The sequence below is a fragment of the Pseudonocardia hierapolitana genome (genome assembly GCF_007994075.1).
Taxonomy (GTDB): domain Bacteria; phylum Actinomycetota; class Actinomycetes; order Mycobacteriales; family Pseudonocardiaceae; genus Pseudonocardia; species Pseudonocardia hierapolitana.
In genome coordinates, this window is the sequence record NZ_VIWU01000001.1 from 1,241,172 (window position 1) to 1,257,778 (window position 16,607).

Annotated in this window: 18 protein-coding genes; 9 read left to right on the forward strand and 9 right to left on the reverse strand. The window is 71.0% G+C overall.

What is annotated here, in order from left to right; translation table 11 throughout:
* Positions 1-21: 21 nt before the first annotated feature.
* Positions 22-1,296, reverse strand: coding sequence for an ABC transporter substrate-binding protein (locus FHX44_RS05985; RefSeq protein WP_147254547.1), 1,275 nt, complete (start codon positions 1,294-1,296; stop codon positions 22-24).
* 165 nt (positions 1,297-1,461) lie between these two features.
* Here FHX44_RS05985 and FHX44_RS05990 point away from each other — a divergent pair, with 165 nt between their 5' ends.
* The gene (locus FHX44_RS05990) at positions 1,462-3,000 is read left to right on the forward strand and encodes an alpha-N-arabinofuranosidase (protein WP_147254548.1); all 1,539 of its coding nucleotides are present in this window, start codon (positions 1,462-1,464) and stop codon (positions 2,998-3,000) included.
* A gap of 59 nt (positions 3,001-3,059) precedes the next feature.
* Here the strand turns inward: FHX44_RS05990 and FHX44_RS05995 are convergent, their stop codons facing one another.
* Positions 3,060-4,061 carry a LacI family DNA-binding transcriptional regulator gene (locus FHX44_RS05995; protein ID WP_147254549.1) on the reverse strand — a complete coding sequence of 334 codons (1,002 nt, stop codon included), beginning with the start codon at positions 4,059-4,061 and terminating at the stop codon, positions 3,060-3,062.
* 245 nt (positions 4,062-4,306) lie between these two features.
* Here FHX44_RS05995 and FHX44_RS06000 point away from each other — a divergent pair, with 245 nt between their 5' ends.
* A complete protein-coding gene (locus FHX44_RS06000) occupies positions 4,307-4,579 on the forward strand; it encodes a DUF397 domain-containing protein (protein ID WP_147254550.1) in 273 nt (90 codons plus the stop codon).
* Positions 4,580-4,860: 281 nt separating this feature from the next.
* Positions 4,861-5,757, forward strand: coding sequence for a helix-turn-helix domain-containing protein (locus FHX44_RS06005; RefSeq protein ID WP_147254551.1), 897 nt, complete (start codon positions 4,861-4,863; stop codon positions 5,755-5,757).
* A gap of 230 nt (positions 5,758-5,987) precedes the next feature.
* Here FHX44_RS06005 and FHX44_RS06010 read toward each other — a convergent pair whose 3' ends face one another.
* Positions 5,988-6,791, reverse strand: coding sequence for an SAM-dependent methyltransferase (locus FHX44_RS06010; protein WP_147254552.1), 804 nt, complete (start codon positions 6,789-6,791; stop codon positions 5,988-5,990).
* A gap of 229 nt (positions 6,792-7,020) precedes the next feature.
* Between FHX44_RS06010 and FHX44_RS41975 the strand changes: the two genes are divergently transcribed.
* Together FHX44_RS41975 and FHX44_RS06015 are read left to right on the forward strand one after the other, a co-directional pair.
* The gene (locus FHX44_RS41975; protein WP_170308796.1) at positions 7,021-7,341 is read left to right on the forward strand and encodes a hypothetical protein; all 321 of its coding nucleotides are present in this window, start codon (positions 7,021-7,023) and stop codon (positions 7,339-7,341) included.
* Between the two features lie 486 nt (positions 7,342-7,827).
* Positions 7,828-9,027, forward strand: coding sequence for a cytochrome P450 (locus FHX44_RS06015; RefSeq protein ID WP_147254553.1), 1,200 nt, complete (start codon positions 7,828-7,830; stop codon positions 9,025-9,027).
* A gap of 36 nt (positions 9,028-9,063) precedes the next feature.
* Here the strand turns inward: FHX44_RS06015 and FHX44_RS06020 are convergent, their stop codons facing one another.
* The 3 genes from FHX44_RS06020 to FHX44_RS06030 form a co-directional block, all read right to left on the reverse strand.
* Positions 9,064-10,044 carry an alpha/beta fold hydrolase gene (locus tag FHX44_RS06020; protein WP_147260952.1) on the reverse strand — a complete coding sequence of 327 codons (981 nt, stop codon included), beginning with the start codon at positions 10,042-10,044 and terminating at the stop codon, positions 9,064-9,066.
* A 115-nt stretch (positions 10,045-10,159) separates the two neighbouring features.
* Positions 10,160-10,666: a DinB family protein gene (locus FHX44_RS06025; RefSeq protein ID WP_246170235.1), complete on the reverse strand. Its 507-nt coding sequence runs from the start codon at positions 10,664-10,666 to the stop codon at positions 10,160-10,162.
* Between the two features lie 41 nt (positions 10,667-10,707).
* Positions 10,708-11,361, reverse strand: coding sequence for a class I SAM-dependent methyltransferase (locus FHX44_RS06030; protein WP_147254555.1), 654 nt, complete (start codon positions 11,359-11,361; stop codon positions 10,708-10,710).
* A gap of 100 nt (positions 11,362-11,461) precedes the next feature.
* On the opposite strand from FHX44_RS06030, the gene FHX44_RS06035 reads away from it, so the two are divergent.
* Entirely contained in the window at positions 11,462-12,043 is a 582-nt protein-coding gene (locus tag FHX44_RS06035) for a helix-turn-helix domain-containing protein (RefSeq protein WP_147254556.1), read from the forward strand.
* A 15-nt stretch (positions 12,044-12,058) separates the two neighbouring features.
* On the opposite strand, the gene FHX44_RS06040 is transcribed toward FHX44_RS06035, so the two are convergent.
* Positions 12,059-12,274 (reverse strand): RidA family protein, encoded by a 216-nt coding sequence (locus FHX44_RS06040; protein WP_147254557.1) that lies wholly within the window; start codon positions 12,272-12,274, stop codon positions 12,059-12,061.
* Between the two features lie 168 nt (positions 12,275-12,442).
* Between FHX44_RS06040 and FHX44_RS06045 the strand changes: the two genes are divergently transcribed.
* On the forward strand, positions 12,443-13,216 hold the full coding sequence (locus FHX44_RS06045; protein ID WP_212612353.1) for an SAM-dependent methyltransferase: 774 nt from the start codon (positions 12,443-12,445) through the stop codon (positions 13,214-13,216).
* Between the two features lie 39 nt (positions 13,217-13,255).
* Here FHX44_RS06045 and FHX44_RS06050 read toward each other — a convergent pair whose 3' ends face one another.
* On the reverse strand, positions 13,256-14,329 hold the full coding sequence (locus FHX44_RS06050) for an alkene reductase (protein ID WP_147254558.1): 1,074 nt from the start codon (positions 14,327-14,329) through the stop codon (positions 13,256-13,258).
* Positions 14,330-14,441: 112 nt separating this feature from the next.
* On the opposite strand from FHX44_RS06050, the gene FHX44_RS06055 reads away from it, so the two are divergent.
* Positions 14,442-14,810, forward strand: coding sequence for a MerR family transcriptional regulator (locus FHX44_RS06055; RefSeq protein ID WP_147254559.1), 369 nt, complete (start codon positions 14,442-14,444; stop codon positions 14,808-14,810).
* Between the two features lie 52 nt (positions 14,811-14,862).
* On the opposite strand, the gene FHX44_RS06060 is transcribed toward FHX44_RS06055, so the two are convergent.
* Positions 14,863-15,786 (reverse strand): NmrA family NAD(P)-binding protein, encoded by a 924-nt coding sequence (locus FHX44_RS06060; protein ID WP_147254560.1) that lies wholly within the window; start codon positions 15,784-15,786, stop codon positions 14,863-14,865.
* 104 nt (positions 15,787-15,890) lie between these two features.
* Here FHX44_RS06060 and FHX44_RS06065 point away from each other — a divergent pair, with 104 nt between their 5' ends.
* Complete coding sequence (locus tag FHX44_RS06065) at positions 15,891-16,457, forward strand: TetR/AcrR family transcriptional regulator (RefSeq protein WP_147254561.1); 567 nt, start codon at positions 15,891-15,893, stop codon at positions 16,455-16,457.
* The last annotated feature ends 150 nt before the right edge of the window (positions 16,458-16,607 follow it).

Sequence of the window (16,607 nt, forward strand, 5' to 3'; positions counted from 1 at the left end):
GGCCGCGGTGCCGGGTCCGGGTCATTGGCCGATGGCCGTGCGGATGTTGCCCACCGCCCGGTCCCAGGCCGTGGCCGGATCACCGCCGGTCTGTTCGACGTCGACGAGCGCGTTGAGGAACTCCGCGCCGATCGTCGCCGTGTCCGGACCCATGTGGAACGGCTCCAGCCCGAGCAGCGCCTGGGTGTAGATCCGCCCGATGGGCGCGCCGGAGAAGAACGGCTCGGTCTCGGCCAGGAGCTGCGGGTCCTCGTAGACCTCCGGCGTGGTCGGCAGCGTGCCGACGTCGAGGAAGTGCGACAGCTGCCGCTCCGGCGCCTGCATCTCCTTGATGTACGCCCAGGCGGCCTGCGGGTTCTGCGCGCGTCGCGGGATCGCCAGGTAGCTGCCGCCCCAGTTGCCCGCGCCGCCCGGGATCGCCGCGATGTCCCACTTGCCCGCGGTGTCGGGCGCTATCCGTCGGAGGCTGTTCAGCATCCACGAGGGTGCCGAGACGACGGCGTAGTCACCCCGGGGCAGGGCGGCGTTCCAGCCCTCCGACGCGTAGGAGAGCTTCGCCGAGATGTCCGCGTCGATCGCGCGGAGCGCCAGGTCGAAGGCCTCCTTGACCTCGGGGTTGTCGGCGTAGATGGCGTTGCCGGCGTCGTCGTAGTACTTCTGCGACACCTGGTTCACGGCCTGGTAGAAGACGCTGGTCGGCACGTTGTCGACGAACGGCTTCCCGGTGGCCGCGACGTACCGTTGCCCCGTCGCGATGAAGTCGTCCCACGTGGGCCACAGCGCGGAGACCGACTCCCGGTCGGTCGGTAGCCCGGCCGCGGCGAACAGGTCGGTGCGGTACGCGACCCCCATGCCGCCGACGTCGGTGGGGATCCCGATGATCTCGCCGCCCTCGGCGGTGGCCTGCGCCATCACCCAGTCCAGGTAGTCGCCCTTGATCTCGTCGGCGCCGAACTCGCGCAGGTCGTAGAAGTTCTGCGGCTGTTCGAGGAACTTGGGCAGGTCGTCGCCCTGGATCAGGACGAGGTCGGGCACCTTCCCACCGGCCAGCGCGGTCGTCAGCGCCTGCGCGGTCTCCTGGGAACTGCCGACCTCGGTGAGGCCCACCCGGATCTCGGGGTGCTTCTGGGTGTACTGGTCGACGGACCGTTGCTGGTCGATGCCGGACATCGACCAGAACTCGAACGCGTTCGGATCCCCGCCACCTCCGGACGTCGATCCCGGCGAGCACGCGCTGACCGCCGCGAGCGCAGCTGCGGCCAGCAACGCGAGCGGCGTGGTGGTGCGGAGCTTCACGGCGATGTGCCTCCTGCTTCGAAAGTTTCCACTCCCACTGCGGCGAACTTCGGCGAACGCGCGTCGCACGCTGTGGCGCGGGACACGGTATAACGTGAAACCTCGCCTGGGAAGCCTCCTGTGCTGAGATCTCGGGTGTCGAAACTTTCGAGCCGAAGGACATCCATGCCCACGTGCAGTGCCCACGCGGTCGTCGATCTCGACGTCACCGGTGCGACGATCAGCAAGCACCTCTACGGCCACTTCGCCGAGCACCTCGGCCGCTGCATCTACGGCGGCTTCTGGGTCGGCGAGGACTCATCGATCCCGAACGAGGGCGGAATCCGGCTCGACGTCGTCGAGGCCCTTCGTGCGCTGGACGTGCCCAACCTGCGCTGGCCCGGGGGCTGCTTCGCCGACGCCTACCACTGGCGCGACGGCATCGGCCCGAAGCAGGACAGGCCGGTGATGGTCAACTCGCTGTGGGGGGACGTCGAGGAGAACAACCACTTCGGCACCCACGAGTTCATGGCGCTGTGCGAGCTCCTCGGTGCCGACCCCTACATCAACGGCAACGTCGGCTCGGGGACCGTCCAGGAGATGAGCGAGTGGGTCGAGTACCTCACCCGCGACGGCGACTCGCCCATGGTCCGCCTGCGCAAGGCCAACGGCCGCGACGCGCCGTGGAAGGTCCCGTTCTGGGGCATCGGAAACGAGGCGTGGGGCTGCGGCGGGCACATGCGCGCCGAGACCTACGCCGACCTGGCCTGCCGCTACGCCACATTCCTGCACAACCACGACGGCAACACGCTGTACCGGATCGCCGCCGGTGCATCCGACGACGACCTCACCTGGACCGAGGCGCTCATGAAGGCCGTCAGCTGCCTGGGCTGCACGAGCCGGCCCCGGGGCCTCTTCCAGGCGATCTCGTTCCACTACTACACCTTCGCCGGCGACGGGATCTCGAAGAGCCCGGCCATCGGGTTCACCGACGAGCAGTACTACCGGACGATGGTCAAGGCGGCCGACATCGACCGCGTGATCGCCGCGCACAGCGCCGTGATGGACGCGTACGACCCGCTGCGGCAGGTCGGTCTGGTCTGCGACGAGTGGGGCACCTGGTGGGAGGTCGAGCCGGGCACCAACCCGCGCTTCCTCTACCAGCAGAACACCCTGCGCGACGCGCTGGTCGCGAGCCTGCACTTCGACATCTTCCACAAGCACGCCGCCCGGCTGCGGATGGCGAACATCGCCCAGACCGTCAACGTGCTGCAGGCGATGATCCTCACCGACGACGAGGACCGCTTGGTGCTCACCCCGACCTACCACGTGTTCGAGATGAACAAGGGACACCAGGACGCGGTCTCGGTGCCGGTCCACCTGGTCGAGGCCGCCCCCGCGGTGACGGTCGGCGACCAGGAGCTCGACCCGCTGTCGGTCTCCGCCAGCACGAAGGACGGCAGGGCCCTGGTCTCGCTGAGCAACCTGGCCCTCGACACCGACACGACCGTGCGGCTCGACCTGCGCGGCCGGGCGATCACGGCCACCCGCGCCCGGATCCTCACGGCGGACAAGCCACAGAGCCACAACACCCCGACCGCGCCGGACGCCGTGGCGCCTGCCGACTTCGCCGTGACGACCAGGCCAGGAGCACACGGTTCCACGGAGCTGACCGCGGTGCTCCCGCCGCACTCGTTCGCCATCGTCGAGCTGGACCTCGCCTGACGCGTTCCCCGGCGACCCGCGCGGTGCTGCCTGCCGACGGCACCGCGCGGGCATCCCGGTCAGGTACCGCGGGTGCTCTCCCGCTCCACGATCCGCGCGGCGGGCATGACCACCCGTGCCGGGACACCCGCGGGCCGCGACTCGATCCGCTCGACCAACAGCGTGCAGATCGCCTCCGCCATCTCGGCGTTCCCGGGCTCGACGCTCGTGAGCGACGGAACGGTGAACCTGCCGTCGTCCAGGTTGTCGAACCCGACCACCTGCACCTCCTGCGGCACCCTCCGTCCCGCCTCGGCCAGCGCGCGCAACGCACCGATCGCCGCCGAGTCGGTCAGGGCGAAGATCGCATCGAACCCGATGCCGCGATCGACGAGCCCCCACGTGGCCGCGTAACCGTCGTCCGCCGCGAACTCGCAGCGAACGATCAGCTCGTCGGCGACCGCGAGCCCGGCCGACTCGTGCGCGCCCTGGTATCCGCGGGTCCGCAGCTGTGGCATGGACTCCTCACCCCCGGGCGCCCCTCCGAGCAACGCGATCCGGCGCGCGCCGGAGCGGATCAGGAACTCGGTCGCCATCCGCGCCCCGGCGACGTTGGACATGAGCACGTGGTCGAACCGGGCGGGAACGGCGCGTTCGCCGATCAGCACGACCGGCGTGTCGATGCTCAACTTCTCCAGATCCGCCGCGTCTCCCGCCACGACGCTGAGCACGAACCCGTCGTAGCTGCTCAGCCGCGCCGCCGTCAGCGCATCCAACTCGGCGGTCCGGCTCGCCCCGGTCCGCTCCACCACGAGCCGCAGCCCGTGGGCGTCGAAGCGTTCCGCCAGCCGGTCGGCGAGCTGGGAGTAGTACCCGGGCGCGAACGCGGGCACGGCCAGCCCGACCACCCCGGTCCGCCCCATCCGCAGGTTCCGGGCCGTCATGTTGACCTGGTAGCCGAGCTCGGCGATCGTCGCGAGCACCCGGCGCTTCGTCGGCTCGCTGACGCGTTGCGAGCGCCCGTTGATCACGTTCGACACGGTCATGGTCGACACACCGGCCCGGCGAGCGACGTCGGTCATCGTGACCCCACTGCGCCGACGGCGCTCGACTTCGCCCAACCTGCACCTTCTCGCCCGCACGCCAGTACCGCGACAGTACCCATCCGTCGGCCCGGGTGGGCTTCGGCGGAGACGCACCAGGCCGGGTCGGGCACACGCTGCCCCGCCCCGGGTTGCAGATGCAAGCCCGGATGCAGTTTCATATGCAATTGCGACCAGCTGTGTCGCCGAGAATGGACAGCGCACGCCCGGAGGGTGACCAGAGCATGCAGGACTTCGTTGGGCCGTCGGACGAGGTGATGACGTCGCCGGTGGATACCGCGTCGCTCCCGTGGCGTAAGAGCGGGCACAGCAATCCGAACGGCTCGTGCGTGGAGCTCGCCCCGGTGGTCGGCGGGCGGGTCGCGATGCGCAACTCGCGGCACCCGGACGGAGAAGTGCTGCTCCACACCGCAGAGGAGTTCCGGGCGTTCCTGCTGGGCGCCAAACACGGCGAGTTCGACGATCTGACCGACAGCGACCGCGCGGGTCTTCGCTGAAACAGCTCGTTCCCGTCCGAGCCCATCAGCGGTGCGGATGGCCGGGTGGGTGACCGAGCGGATAGGCGTCCTGATGTGGACGCGGACGGATAGCTCGAATCGGAACGAGGCCTTGCCGGCGCGACGCGGAGAGGATGGGCGCCACCCGTGTCCGTGGCCCCGTGAATTCGCTCTGCACCCGCCCGACGCCGTAGGGTGTAGTGCGGCTCGTCCGTTGGCGCAAAGCCCGCGGTACGGTGTCGCCACATGCGCGAGTTCCGCGGTCTACGTCGGGGGTGATTATGGCCGATGGCCAGGAGGACGACCCGCTCGAGGGTGCGTTCGCCGAGGCTCGTGGCGGTCCCACGGTCTTGCGCATCCTGGTCGGTGCTCAGCTTCGTCGGCTTCGTGAAGCGAGCGGCATAAGCCGCGAGGCTGCCGCCTATGCCATCCGTGGCTCCGAAGCGAAGATGAGCCGCATCGAGTCCGGCCGGGTCGGGTTCAAGCCGCGGGACGTCGCCGACCTCCTGACCTTGTACGGGCTCACCGAAGGGTCGGCCCGGGACGTGGTGCTGCACCTGGCCGAGCAGGCCAACGAGCCGGGCTGGTGGCACCGCTACAGCGACACCATGCCGGACTGGTTCTCGACGTACGTCGGGTTGGAGCAGGCCGCCACCATCATCCGTAGCTACGAGGCCCAGTACGTACCGGGCCTGCTGCAGACCGAGGCCTACGCCAACGCGGTCGTCGACCTCGGGGAGGCCGTCCGGGCCGACGAGGTGAGCAAGCGCGTCGAGCTGCGGATGCACCGCCAGCAGTTGCTCTACATGCCCAACCCGCCCGACTACTGGGCGGTGATCGATGAAGCGGTGCTGCGCCGGAACCTCGGCGGCCGGCAGGTCATGCGCGAGCAGCTCGACCACATCCTCGAGGTCAGCAAGCGGCCGAACATCACGGTGCAGGTCGTGCCCTTCGACCGCAGCGACGTCGCGGCGGTCGGCGGGCCGTTCACCCTGCTGCGCTTCGCCGAAGCCGATCTCCCCGACATCGTCTACCTCGAGCAGCTCAACAGCGCCCTGTACCTGAACAAGGACGTCGACGTGATGAACTACCTCCAGATCATCAACCGGCTGGCCGCCGGCGCCTTGACGCCCCAGCAGTCCACCGCGCTGATCACGTCCGTACGCGACGCGCTCTGACGCCTCGGCCGGGCCGGGCACGGCCTGCCCGATCGAGGCGCCATGAGCGTCGAGATCTGCGCTCGCAGTGAATCGTGGACGGCACGTCGACGGGCGGACCGGTCAATCCTCGATCCGAATGAGCACTACGACCACTTCGCCCCTGTGCGCTCAGCGCACAGGGGCGAAGGAAATCGGCTCGTGCCCGCACGACCTGCGGCGGGCATCGAACTGCGACGGGTCTACAGCCGCTAGGGTTTGCGGCCGACTCCGGCGAGCGTGGGCAGATCCTTGGGCTCGTCGCCGGGTTCGGGGCGCCACTTCGGAATGCTCACCAGCCCGGGCTCGACGAGCTCCAGGCCATCGAAGAAACCGGCGAGTTCCTCCGGAGTCCACAGCTTGTACGGGACCGCACCCGTGTCGTCATAACCCTGCTGTGCCTGGTTGAACGCCTCGTCCTCGGTGGTGGAATCGGAAAATGCCAGGTAGCTGCCCGATGGCAGCCCGCTCAGGATTCCACGCACGACCGACAATGCCGCACCGTAGTCGTTGGTGTGCCCGAGGACGCCGTTGATGGTGACGGCGACCGGCTTGGAGAGGTCCAGCGTCTTCCCGGCCTCGGACAGGACCACCTCGGTGTTGGTCAGGTCGGTGTCGATGTAGGCCGTCGCCCCCTCGGGGGTGCTGGTCAGCAGCGCACGTGCGTGCGCCAGCACGGTGGGGTCGTTGTCGACGTAGACGATGCGAGCGGCCGGGTTCACCCCCTGGGCCACCTGGTGCGTGTTGTCGGAGGTGGGCAGCCCGGTGCCGACGTCCAGGAACTGGGAGACTCCGGCCTCTCCGGCCAGGAACCGGACGCTGCGCCTCAGGAAGTAGCGCATGCTCCGCGCGATGTCGACGATTCCGGGGAAGACCGCGATGTACTGGTCACCGGCCTCTTTGTCAACGGCGTAGTAGTCCTTGCCGCCCTGCCAGTAGTTCCAGATCCGCGCCGAGTGGGGAACAGACTCGTCGACCGCCGGCCCGGCGCCTGAGCTAGAGAACTCGCTGCTCATGTCGTTGACGCACTCACTCTCTGTGTCAGTAGGCCTCCCAGAGAGTACATGATCACACATCTCGATGCGCTCTCGGGAGCCTCGCTCACGAAAAGTACGACCTCGGAGCCACCCCCGATGCACTCCCCCACGATCAGGCGTGCTCCGGTGACCCGGCGCCCATGGCCCGAGCTCACCTCCTGATCAGGCTGGACGCTCCGACCGGCGCACCAGGCTCATGCCACGATGAATGGGCACGCTCCGCAGGTGGCGTTTCGGCTTGGGGCAGCTCGAGGTCTCGAGGTTGCTGCGCGATGGCCGTCGCGTGGAACCGAGCGGCGCCGAGCTGCGCGCGCTGCTCATCGATCTGCTGGTCCACCGTGCGCAGTTCCGGTCGAGCGCACAGCTCGTGGACGATCCGTCTGGACACGGCCACGCGAAGGGTCTTCCACCGGCTCGGTGTGTTCGTCGGCGATTTCGGCTGCAACGCCGCAGAAGCGGTGCCGGCTACGCCGACGAGCGACCCGGAGTGCTGGTGGCGCTCGGCCGCCTGGTCACCACTCGCTGGTGATCGCCGAGACGTCGAGTGGACCGAGTCGTTACCGGCTCCTGGAATCGGTGCGGCAGTTCGCGGTCGAAGGAGAGCGTCACGCACACACAGGCACCGGCACCATTGCACGGACGACAGGGTTTCCTTCGCGCGCCGATCCCAGCCTGCCGCGTTCGGGGCACCTCCGAGCCTCGAACCAGTCGTTCGTGGTGCCACGAGTGGCATCATCTCATCCACCTGCTGGCGCGACGACCTCAGCAGGACCGAGCACACCCGCCGCCAGAGCCGCAGCCCTGGCCGCATCACCTGCGAGATCGTAGCCCGGCGCCATGGCGCCACGGACCGCCTTGACTTGGCACCACATTGGTGCCATCTTGGCTCTCATGCACCTGATGCCGGCGCCGCTGTCGGCCCGGCCCGCGGTCGTCGGCTGAGGACGGAAATTCGCACTCAGCACCATTTCGCCGATCAGCGCTAATACCCGCCTGAACCCGATTCGGAGAGACCATGGAACACACCGTCACCACGCTGCCGACCGCGCGCCGGCCCGGCTGTCCCTTCGACCCGCCCCAGGAGCTGATCACGGCCCGCGAGCACGGGCCGATCAGCCGCTACCCCTTCCCCGACGGGCACCAGGGCTGGCTGGTCACGGGGTTCGACCTGGTCCGGTCCGTCCTGGCCGACCCGCGGTTCAGCTCACGCAGGGAGCTGATGCGCCACCACCCGTACATCGACATGGGCGACATCGAGGTCCCTCCTGCGCCGCCCGGCGAGTTCCTGCTCATGGACGAGCCCCAGCACGGGCGCTATCGGAAGCCGCTGGTGGGCAGGTTCACCGTACGACGGATGCGGCTGCTCACCGAGCGCGTCGAGCAGATCACCGCCGACCACCTGGATGCCATGGAGGAGGCCGGGCCGCCGGCGGACCTGGTGACCGCGTTCGCCACGCCCATCCCCGCGATCATGATCTGCGAGCTGTTGGGGGTGCCCTACGAGGATCGGGGCTCCTTCCAGAAGCAGGTCGAGTCGTTCATGAGCGGGGAGACGAGCGACGAGGACCTGATGGCGGCCTACACCGCGGTCCAGCAGTACCTCGCGGAGCTGGTGGCGGCCAAGCGCGCGAACCCCACCGACGACGTGCTCAGCGACCTCACCGACAGCGACCTGACCGACGAGGAGCTGAAGGGGATGAGCCTGATCCTGCTGGCGGCCGGGCTCGACACCACCGCGAACATGCTGGCGCTGGGCACCTTCGCGCTGCTGCGCAACCCGGCGCAGCTGGCCGCGCTGCGCGCCGAACCCGCGCTCGCCGACCGGGCGGTGGAGGAGCTGCTGCGGTACCTGAGCGTCGCGAAGTCGTTCATGAGGACGGCGCTGGAGGACGTCGAGCTCGGCGGCCGCACCATCGAGGCCGGCTCGACCGTCATCCTGTCGTACAACACCGCGAACCGAGACCCCGAGCGGTTCACCGATCCCCACGTGCTCGACCTGCGCAGGCAGGACGGCGGGCACCTGGCCTTCGGCCACGGCATCCACCAGTGCCTGGGTCAGCAGCTGGCCCGCGTCGAGATGCGGGTCGCGTTCCCCGCGCTGGTCAACCGCTTCCCGACGCTGCGCCTGGCGGTACCGGCCGACGAGGTCGCCCTGCGCCCGGAGACCGCGGACATCTACGGCGTGAAGAGCCTCCCGGTCACCTGGGACGCATGACCGCGAGCCCGTACTGGATGAGGCCGCGTCTCGCGGTCAGGAACCGAGGAAGGCGAGGAGCTCGGTGGTGACGAACCCGGGGTTCTCCTCGGCGAGCCAGTGCCCGGATCCGGGCACCTCCACCGCACGGACGATGTTCTCGGCGCGCGGTGCCAGGGTCGCCCTGGTGGAGTCGAGCAGGCCGGCGGCGGTCATCAGCAGCGTCGGTGTGGAGATCGGCCGGGCCGCGACGTTGTCCGCCACGTCCCGGGCGAGGGTGCGGTAGAGCTCGAACCCGCCGTGCAGGACCGCGGGGCGGCCGTACGTGCGGGCGTACTCGTCGATCTCGGCGTCGTCGAAGGGCGGAGCGGCGCCGGGGCCACCGAAGGCGGTGCCGCCGAACGCGACCTGCGGGTAGAACATGGCCAGGTACTCCCGGACGTCGTCGCCTACCACCGCCTCGGGCACCTGCGCCTGCATGTGGAAGGCGATGTGCCAACTCAGGCTGCGGTATCCCGCGGCGTCGATCGCGGGGCCGGGCAGCGGCAGGTCCAGGTAGCCGAGCTTCGTCAGGTCCTGCGGGAACTGAGCGGCGTACTGGAACGCCACCGCGGCGCCGAGGTCGTGGCCGACGACACCGGCGTCGCGCAGGCCGAGCCGCTCGGCGACGAGCGTGTGCACGTAACGGGCCAGCGTGGCCTTGTCGTAGGAGGGCGGCGCTCCCTCGCTGTCGCCGAGGCCGGGCAGGTCCACCGCGTACACCGTGTAGTGCTCGGCCAGCGCGGGCATGATGCCGCGCCACGCGAACCACGTCTGCGGCCAGCCGTGCAACAGGACCAGAGCTGGGCCGGAGCCGCCGGTGACGTGGTGCATGCGCACCCCGTCGACGTCGGTGAACTCGTGCCGGAAGGTGCGGGCGAACTCCGCGTCGCCGACGGTGCCCGAGTCGACACCGGCGCCCGCCTGCGGGGCGGCGGTGACGGCCGCGGCCGTGGCCGGGCCGGCCGGGGCTGCGCACGCAGCGGTCACCAGGACCATGATCGCGGCGGCCGCGGCGGCGACGGCCCGCAGCCGTGACGCGGCGGCGCCCTGACGGCCGTTCCGCTCCGGTTCGGACAAGGTGGCTCCCTGGCTCGGCTGAGGTCGTGGGTGGTCAGCGCCCGGTGGCGCCGTCGATGAGCTCGCGCAGGACGTCGGCGTGCCCGGCGTGCCGGCCGGTCTCCTCGATCATGTGCGTCACCGTCCAGCGCCAGGACGGTGCCGCGCCGCGCCGCCCTCCCGGTCGCGGACCGGCGGCGGCGAGGTCGGGGCAGGCGGCGATCACCGCGTTGGCGCGGGCCGCGGTGTCCCGGTAGGCGCGCAGGATGTCGTCGGCGGTCTCGTCCCGGCCCGCGTGGAACGTGGCGGCCCAGTCGGTGACCGGCTCTCCGAGCAGCCAGTAGCGCTCCACGTGGGTGAGGTGCTTGACCAGGCCGAGCAGGTTGGTCCCGGACGCCACACCGGGCGTACGGATCTGCGGCTCCGGCACGCCGTGGGCCGTGGCGAGGACCGCCTCGCGCAGGTAGTCGAGGAACCCCACCAGCACGTCCTTCTCCCCGGGCCCGGTGGGCGGGGGGCCGGCGTCGCGGCGGCGCTTGCCGGATCGGCGCCGTCCGGCCACGGTCGTCCTCCCGGTTCCGGGACGCGGAGCCGCCGGCGCTGTCATGTGGCTGTCCGGCGGACGACCAGCACGTTGTCGATGACGGTCGCGGCCTGGCCGTCGGGCCCTCGCGTACGCCGCCGGGGCATGTCCGCGCGCTCGAGGAGCCAGCGGGCCGGGTCGAGGGCCAGCTCGGCGAACACCTCGTCCGGTGTGGGGTGGTGGACGTCGGGGTCCTGGTTCCAGGACCAGGGCGCTGTCGAGCCGTGGTCGACGACCACGAGCCTCCCGCCGGGGTGCAACGCGTGCGCGGCGGCCCGCAGCACGGCCGGGCGGGGCAGCGCGAACGGCGTGTGGAGGTACTGGGCGGACACCAGGTCGAAGAGCCCCGCGGGGAACTCCTCGGCGAGGTCGACGCGATGCGCCGAGACCTGCTCGCCGAGGTCGAGGCCCCGTGCGGTCTCGGCGAGGCGGCGCACGGCGTTGGCGGAGATGTCGACCGCGGTGACCCGCCATCCGCGGCCCGCGAGCCAGAGCGCGTCGCCGCCGGCTCCGCACCCCAGGTCGAGGGCGGTGCCCGGCGGGAGCGGGGCCGTGATCTCGGCCAGCAGGGGGTTCACCCGCGCGGGCCGGGACGACCGGCGGGTGCGGTAGTGGTCCTCCCAGAAGCGGGCAGCCTCGGAGTCCGGTGCGGTGCCGGCGGACTGCGTACCCATCGCGGGTCCCCTCCTTCGGGGTCGGGGGCGGGTGGCACCACCTTCGCCCGCCACCTGCGCGTTGCGCACGGGAACTTGCCACTGCGGCAAGATTGAAAGGGTGAGCGAGGAGATCGAGCACGTGCTCGACGCGGTCGGGCCGCGGCTGCGGGCACTGCGCCGGCAGCGCGGCATCACCCTGGCCGAGGTCGCGGCGAAGACCGGGATCTCGGAGAGCACGCTGTCCCGGCTGGAGAGCGGGCGGCGACGGGCGAACCTCGAGCTGCTGCTACCGCTGTCGAGCGCCTACGACGTCCCGCTCGACGACCTCGTCGGCGCGCCGCGCACCGGGGACCCGCGGATCCACCTGCAGCCGATCCACCGCTACGGAATGACCTTCATCCCGCTCACCCGCAGGCCCGGCGGGGTGCAGGCGTACAAGATGCTCATCCCGAGTTCGACGCGACCCGCCGAACCCACCCCGCAGACCCACAGCGGCTACGAATGGCTCTACGTCCTCAACGGACAGCTGCGGCTGGTTCTGGGCGAGCGGGACATGGTCCTGCCCCCGGGAGAGGCCGCGGAGTTCGACACCACGCTCCCGCACTGGCTGGGATCGGCCGACGGGCGCGCGGTCGAGCTGCTCATCCTGTTCGGGCTGCACGGCGAACGCGTGCACGTCCAGCCGCGCACACGATCCTGACCGCGCCGTCGCACGTCAGCGACTCCCCTCGCGGGCCGCATCGAGGTCGAGGTCGCGGCCGACCTTCCCGGTGACCAGGCTGCCGTCGGCACGCACCGGGCCCGTGCCGGAGAGGAAGAGCAGATCGCCCGCGCGCACTGCGGGGACGTAGAGCCCCGCAGGCTGCAGCGGCACCGGGAGTTCGATGCCGAGTTCGTGGATGCGTCGGGACGTGGTCGACGATGTCGTCATGAAGGCGTTCCTACCGGCAGGCAACGGTCTCCGGCATCGGTGCTGGTCGCCCATCTCGCCGTGCTCGGGCGAGCACGCGCTCGGCGACCGCCCCGTAGGCACCCGGCCCGCAACACATGGGCACCGCGCACCCATCCGCGAAACCGACCACGCCGCCACCATCGACACGTGTCGAACCCCATGACCGCGAACGTCCCGTCCGACTGGTACACCGACTTCTTCACCGAGCTGCCCAACGAGTTCTGGCGCCGGGCCGTGCCACCGGAGGCCACCGCGTCCGAGGTGGACTTCGTCTGCACCCGCATCGACCTCGCCCCGCGGTCCCGGGTGCTCGACGTGCCGTGCGGCAGCGGGCGGCACACCATCGCCCTCGCCGCTCGCGGTCACACCGTGGTCGGCGTGGACATCTCGACCGAGGCGATCGGCCACGCGCGACGCGCAGCGGCCGACGCCGGCGTCGACGTCGATCTGGTCGTCGCCGAGATGCGCGACATCCCCGCCGACGGCTCGTTCGACGCCGCCATCTGCATGGGCAACAGCTTCGGCTACCTCGATCCCGACGGCCTGCACGAGTTCGTGACGGCACTCGCCGCGGCGATCCGACCGGGTGGTGGCCTGGTCGTCGACTTCTCGGCGGCCGCCGAGTCCGTCCTGCCCGGGTTCGTCGACGACCGGCCGCGCGACATGACCGTCGGCGACATCACGGTCTCCGGGTCGAACACCTACGACGTGGTGGGCAGCAGGTTGCTGAGCCACTACCGGTTCCAGCGGGGCACCCAGGTGGTCGAGGTCACCGCTCTGCACCACGTCTACACCGTCGCGGCGCTGCGGCGACTGCTCGCCGACTGCGGCTTCACCGAGATCCAGCAGTACGGCGGGCCCGGCGGTGAGCCGTTCACGGTCGGGACCGGTCGCCTCCTGCTCACCGCGCGCCGCAGGTGAGTACCGCCAGCGCCTCCCCGCCTCCCAGCACCGAGGTCGTCAGGCGGCGTGCCGGTAGGCCGGGTAGTCGACGTAGCCGGCGTCGCCGCCCTGGTACCAGGTGTCCTGGTCGTCCCGGGCCATCGGAAGTCCTGCGCGGAGCCGCTCGACCAGGTCGGGGTTGCTGATGAAGGCCCGCCCGAAGCTGATCAGGTCGGCGCCGAGGTCGAGCCAGTGGTCGGCGGATCGACGGTCGGTGCGCTGCGCCCCCATCGGCCTGGTCGGACTGACGATCAGCGTGCCGTCCCAGATCTTGCGCAGCTGGAGCAGGGTGTCCTCGTCGGTGGTCGCCTCGAGGTGGATGTAGGCCAGGTCGAAGCGGTTCAGCTCGGCCAGCAGGGCGCTGTACAGCTCGGGGACGACGGTGTCCTCGGCGCCCCACAGCCCTGCGCCCGGAGAGAGCCGGATGCCCGTGCGCGGCCCGCCGACCGCGTCGACGGTCGCCTCGACCGCCTCCACCGCGAACCGGATGCGGTGCGCGACCGGGCCGCCGTAGGCGTCGGTGCGCAGGTTGGCGGTCGAGGAGAGGAACTGGGCGATCAGGTAACCGTTGGCGCCGTGGAGCTCGACCCCGTCGAAGCCCGCATCGACGCCGCGCCGGGCCGCGTCGGCGTACGACCGTGCCTGCTCGGGGATCTCCGCGCTGTCGAGAGCGCGTGGGACCGGCGCCTGCTGCGGGCCGTTCGGGGTGAACACCTCCCCGACCGCCGCTACGGCCGACGGTCCGACCGGCTGCAGCCCGGTGGTGCCGGGGTGCGACACGCGGCCACCGTGCATGAGCTGGGCGAAGATCCGGCCGCCGTTGACGTGGACCGCGTCGGTGACCGGACGCCATGCGGCGACGTGTTCCTCGGTGACCAGGCCCGGGGTTCCGGGGTTGGACCGACCGACGCGGTTGGGGTGCACGCCCTCGGTGACGATCAGGCCCGCGGTGGCGCGCTGCGCGTAGTAGGTCGCCATCGACGCCGTCGCCCGCCCGTCGGCGGTGGCACGGACCCGGCTCATGGGCGCCATCACGACCCTGTTCGGCAGGGCGAGGTCACCCAACTGGTAGCGATCGAACAGGCTGGTCACGGACATCTCCTCGGGGCATCTCCGCGTGCGGAAGCAACTGCGCGCTACGCTAAAACCTGACATTGACGTCAGAGGCGAGGATTTGCGTCGCGGATCACACGAGGAGGAGCCCGTGCGGATCGGGGTACTCGCGGAGCGGGCCGGAGTGAGCGTCCGGTCGCTGCGCTACTACGAGGAGCAAGGCCTGCTGACCAGCACGCGCAGCCCGAGCGGACAACGCCACTACGCCGAGGACGCGGTCGAGCGGGTGCGGTTCCTGCAACGCCTCTACACCGCCGGGCTGTCCAGCCGCACGATCGCCGAGCTGCTGCCCTGCGTCGACTCGCCCAGCGACGACAACACCGAGACCGCCTTCCGTCGGATGCTCGAGGAGCGCGACCACCTGACGACCCACATCGACGAGCTGACCCGCGCCCGCGACGCCCTCGACGAGCTGATCGAGGCCAACCGCAGCTACTACACCGCACGGGCACTGGCCTGACGCACCACGGGATGCCCGCCTCCCGGCGAACCGAACGGGACGCGGGGCCGCGTCAGGCCGTGGGCCGCATGTGCTCCTGCGCCCATTCCTCGAAGCTGGTGAGCGGGATGCCGAGGTCCCTGGCGTACTGCGGACGCGCCGGCTGGCCCGCCACGTTCAGCCATTCGTGCGAGGCGCCCATCGCCGGCATCCCGGCGGCAACGGCCTGCTCCTCGGTCATGTCCGGCGCGGACAGCCGCGTGCCGAGGGCGCGCGAGAGGACTTCGGCGATCTCCGTCATCGACAGGTAGTCGCTCGCCAGCTCCAGTTCGACCCCGTCGAACCGCTCCGGGGCGGCGATGGCCGCGGCGGCCGCCCTGCCGATGTCGTCCACCGCGACCAGGGACAGCCGGGTCCCGGGGTGGAGGACGCTCACGATGCCGCCCTCGATGCCGCGCGGGAACAGGAACGCCATGGACGGCAGGAAGTTCTCCATGAAGAAGGCCGGCTTGAGGATCGTCCAGTGCGAGAAGCCTGCCGCGCGGACCCGCTCCTGGATCGCGCTCTTGGCATCCAGGCTGGGCACCACGCCGGCCCAGCGACCCTCGGCCCATCCGGGGGTCTCGGCGTGCCGGCCGGCTCCGGAGGTGGACGTCTGCACGAACTGCGGCACTCCGGCGGCCTTCGCACCGTCGACGAGGTTGACGGCCTGAGCCACCTCCCCGGCGAAATCGAAGCCCTCGGCGGTCAGGGCGGGCGCCTGCACGGAGAAGACGGCGCGGGCGCCCTCGGCGGCCCGGATCACGGAGTCGCGGTCGTGGAGATCGCCGACGACCAGTTCCGCGCCGAGCGCCTCGACGGCCTTGGCCGGGTCGGTGGCCGGGTCCCGCACGAGGGCGCGGACGGGAACACCCGCCGCGAGCAGGGCACGCGCGGTGGCACCGCCCTGCCTGCCGGTGGCGCCTGCGACCAGTACGGGCGCGGAAACCGTGGACATGGTTCTCCTCCGGGTGGGCTTCGAATGAAAACGGTGGGGCCCGCCGTTTCGACTCCGGTACGATATGGCGAGCCCCGCCACTTAGCAACCCTGGGGGTGACGCCATGCCCGAGCGCCAGCGTGCGGACGCCCGGCGCAACTACGCACGGATCCTCGCCGTGGCCGAGGCGGAGGTCGCCGCACACGGCGCCGCTGCGTCCCTCGAGCAGATCGCCCGCACCGCGGGGGTCGGCTCGGCGACCGTGCGCAGGCACTTCCCGACCCGCCGCGCACTGCTGGAGGCGGTATCCCGGACGCGGATCGAGGCCCTGTGCGTCCGCGCCCACGACCTCACCGGCACGGGCGACAGCCACACCGCGCTCCTGGAGTGGCTGAGCGACGTCGTCGACTACTGCGTCTCCGCCCGGGGCCTGGCCGCCGCGCTGGCCTACGACGGCGCCGGGTCCGACCCGGTGCACGAGAACGCCTGCTCGGCGGCGGTGGAAGAGGCGGCAGGCCCGCTACTGCGCCGCGCCGCGCAGGACGGCGCTGTGGCGAGCGACGTCACCGTCGAAGACCTGATCACGCTGATCGTCGGCATCGTCCTGGCCACGGAGCACCACCCCGACCCCGCCACCCGGGCACACCGGCTGTTCCGGCTGACGGTGGCAGGGCTGAGCCCGCAGAGCTGAACGAGGCGCCCGGCAGGCAGCGTCGAGCGCGGTCACAGGATCAGCGCTACGCACTGCGATGTGGATGCCCTCCTGCCGGCGCCCTGGCGCCCTCGCCGGCGGCGCCGTTGCGCCGGGGAGGGCGACTCGCTGATCGGCAGTTTCCGCGCG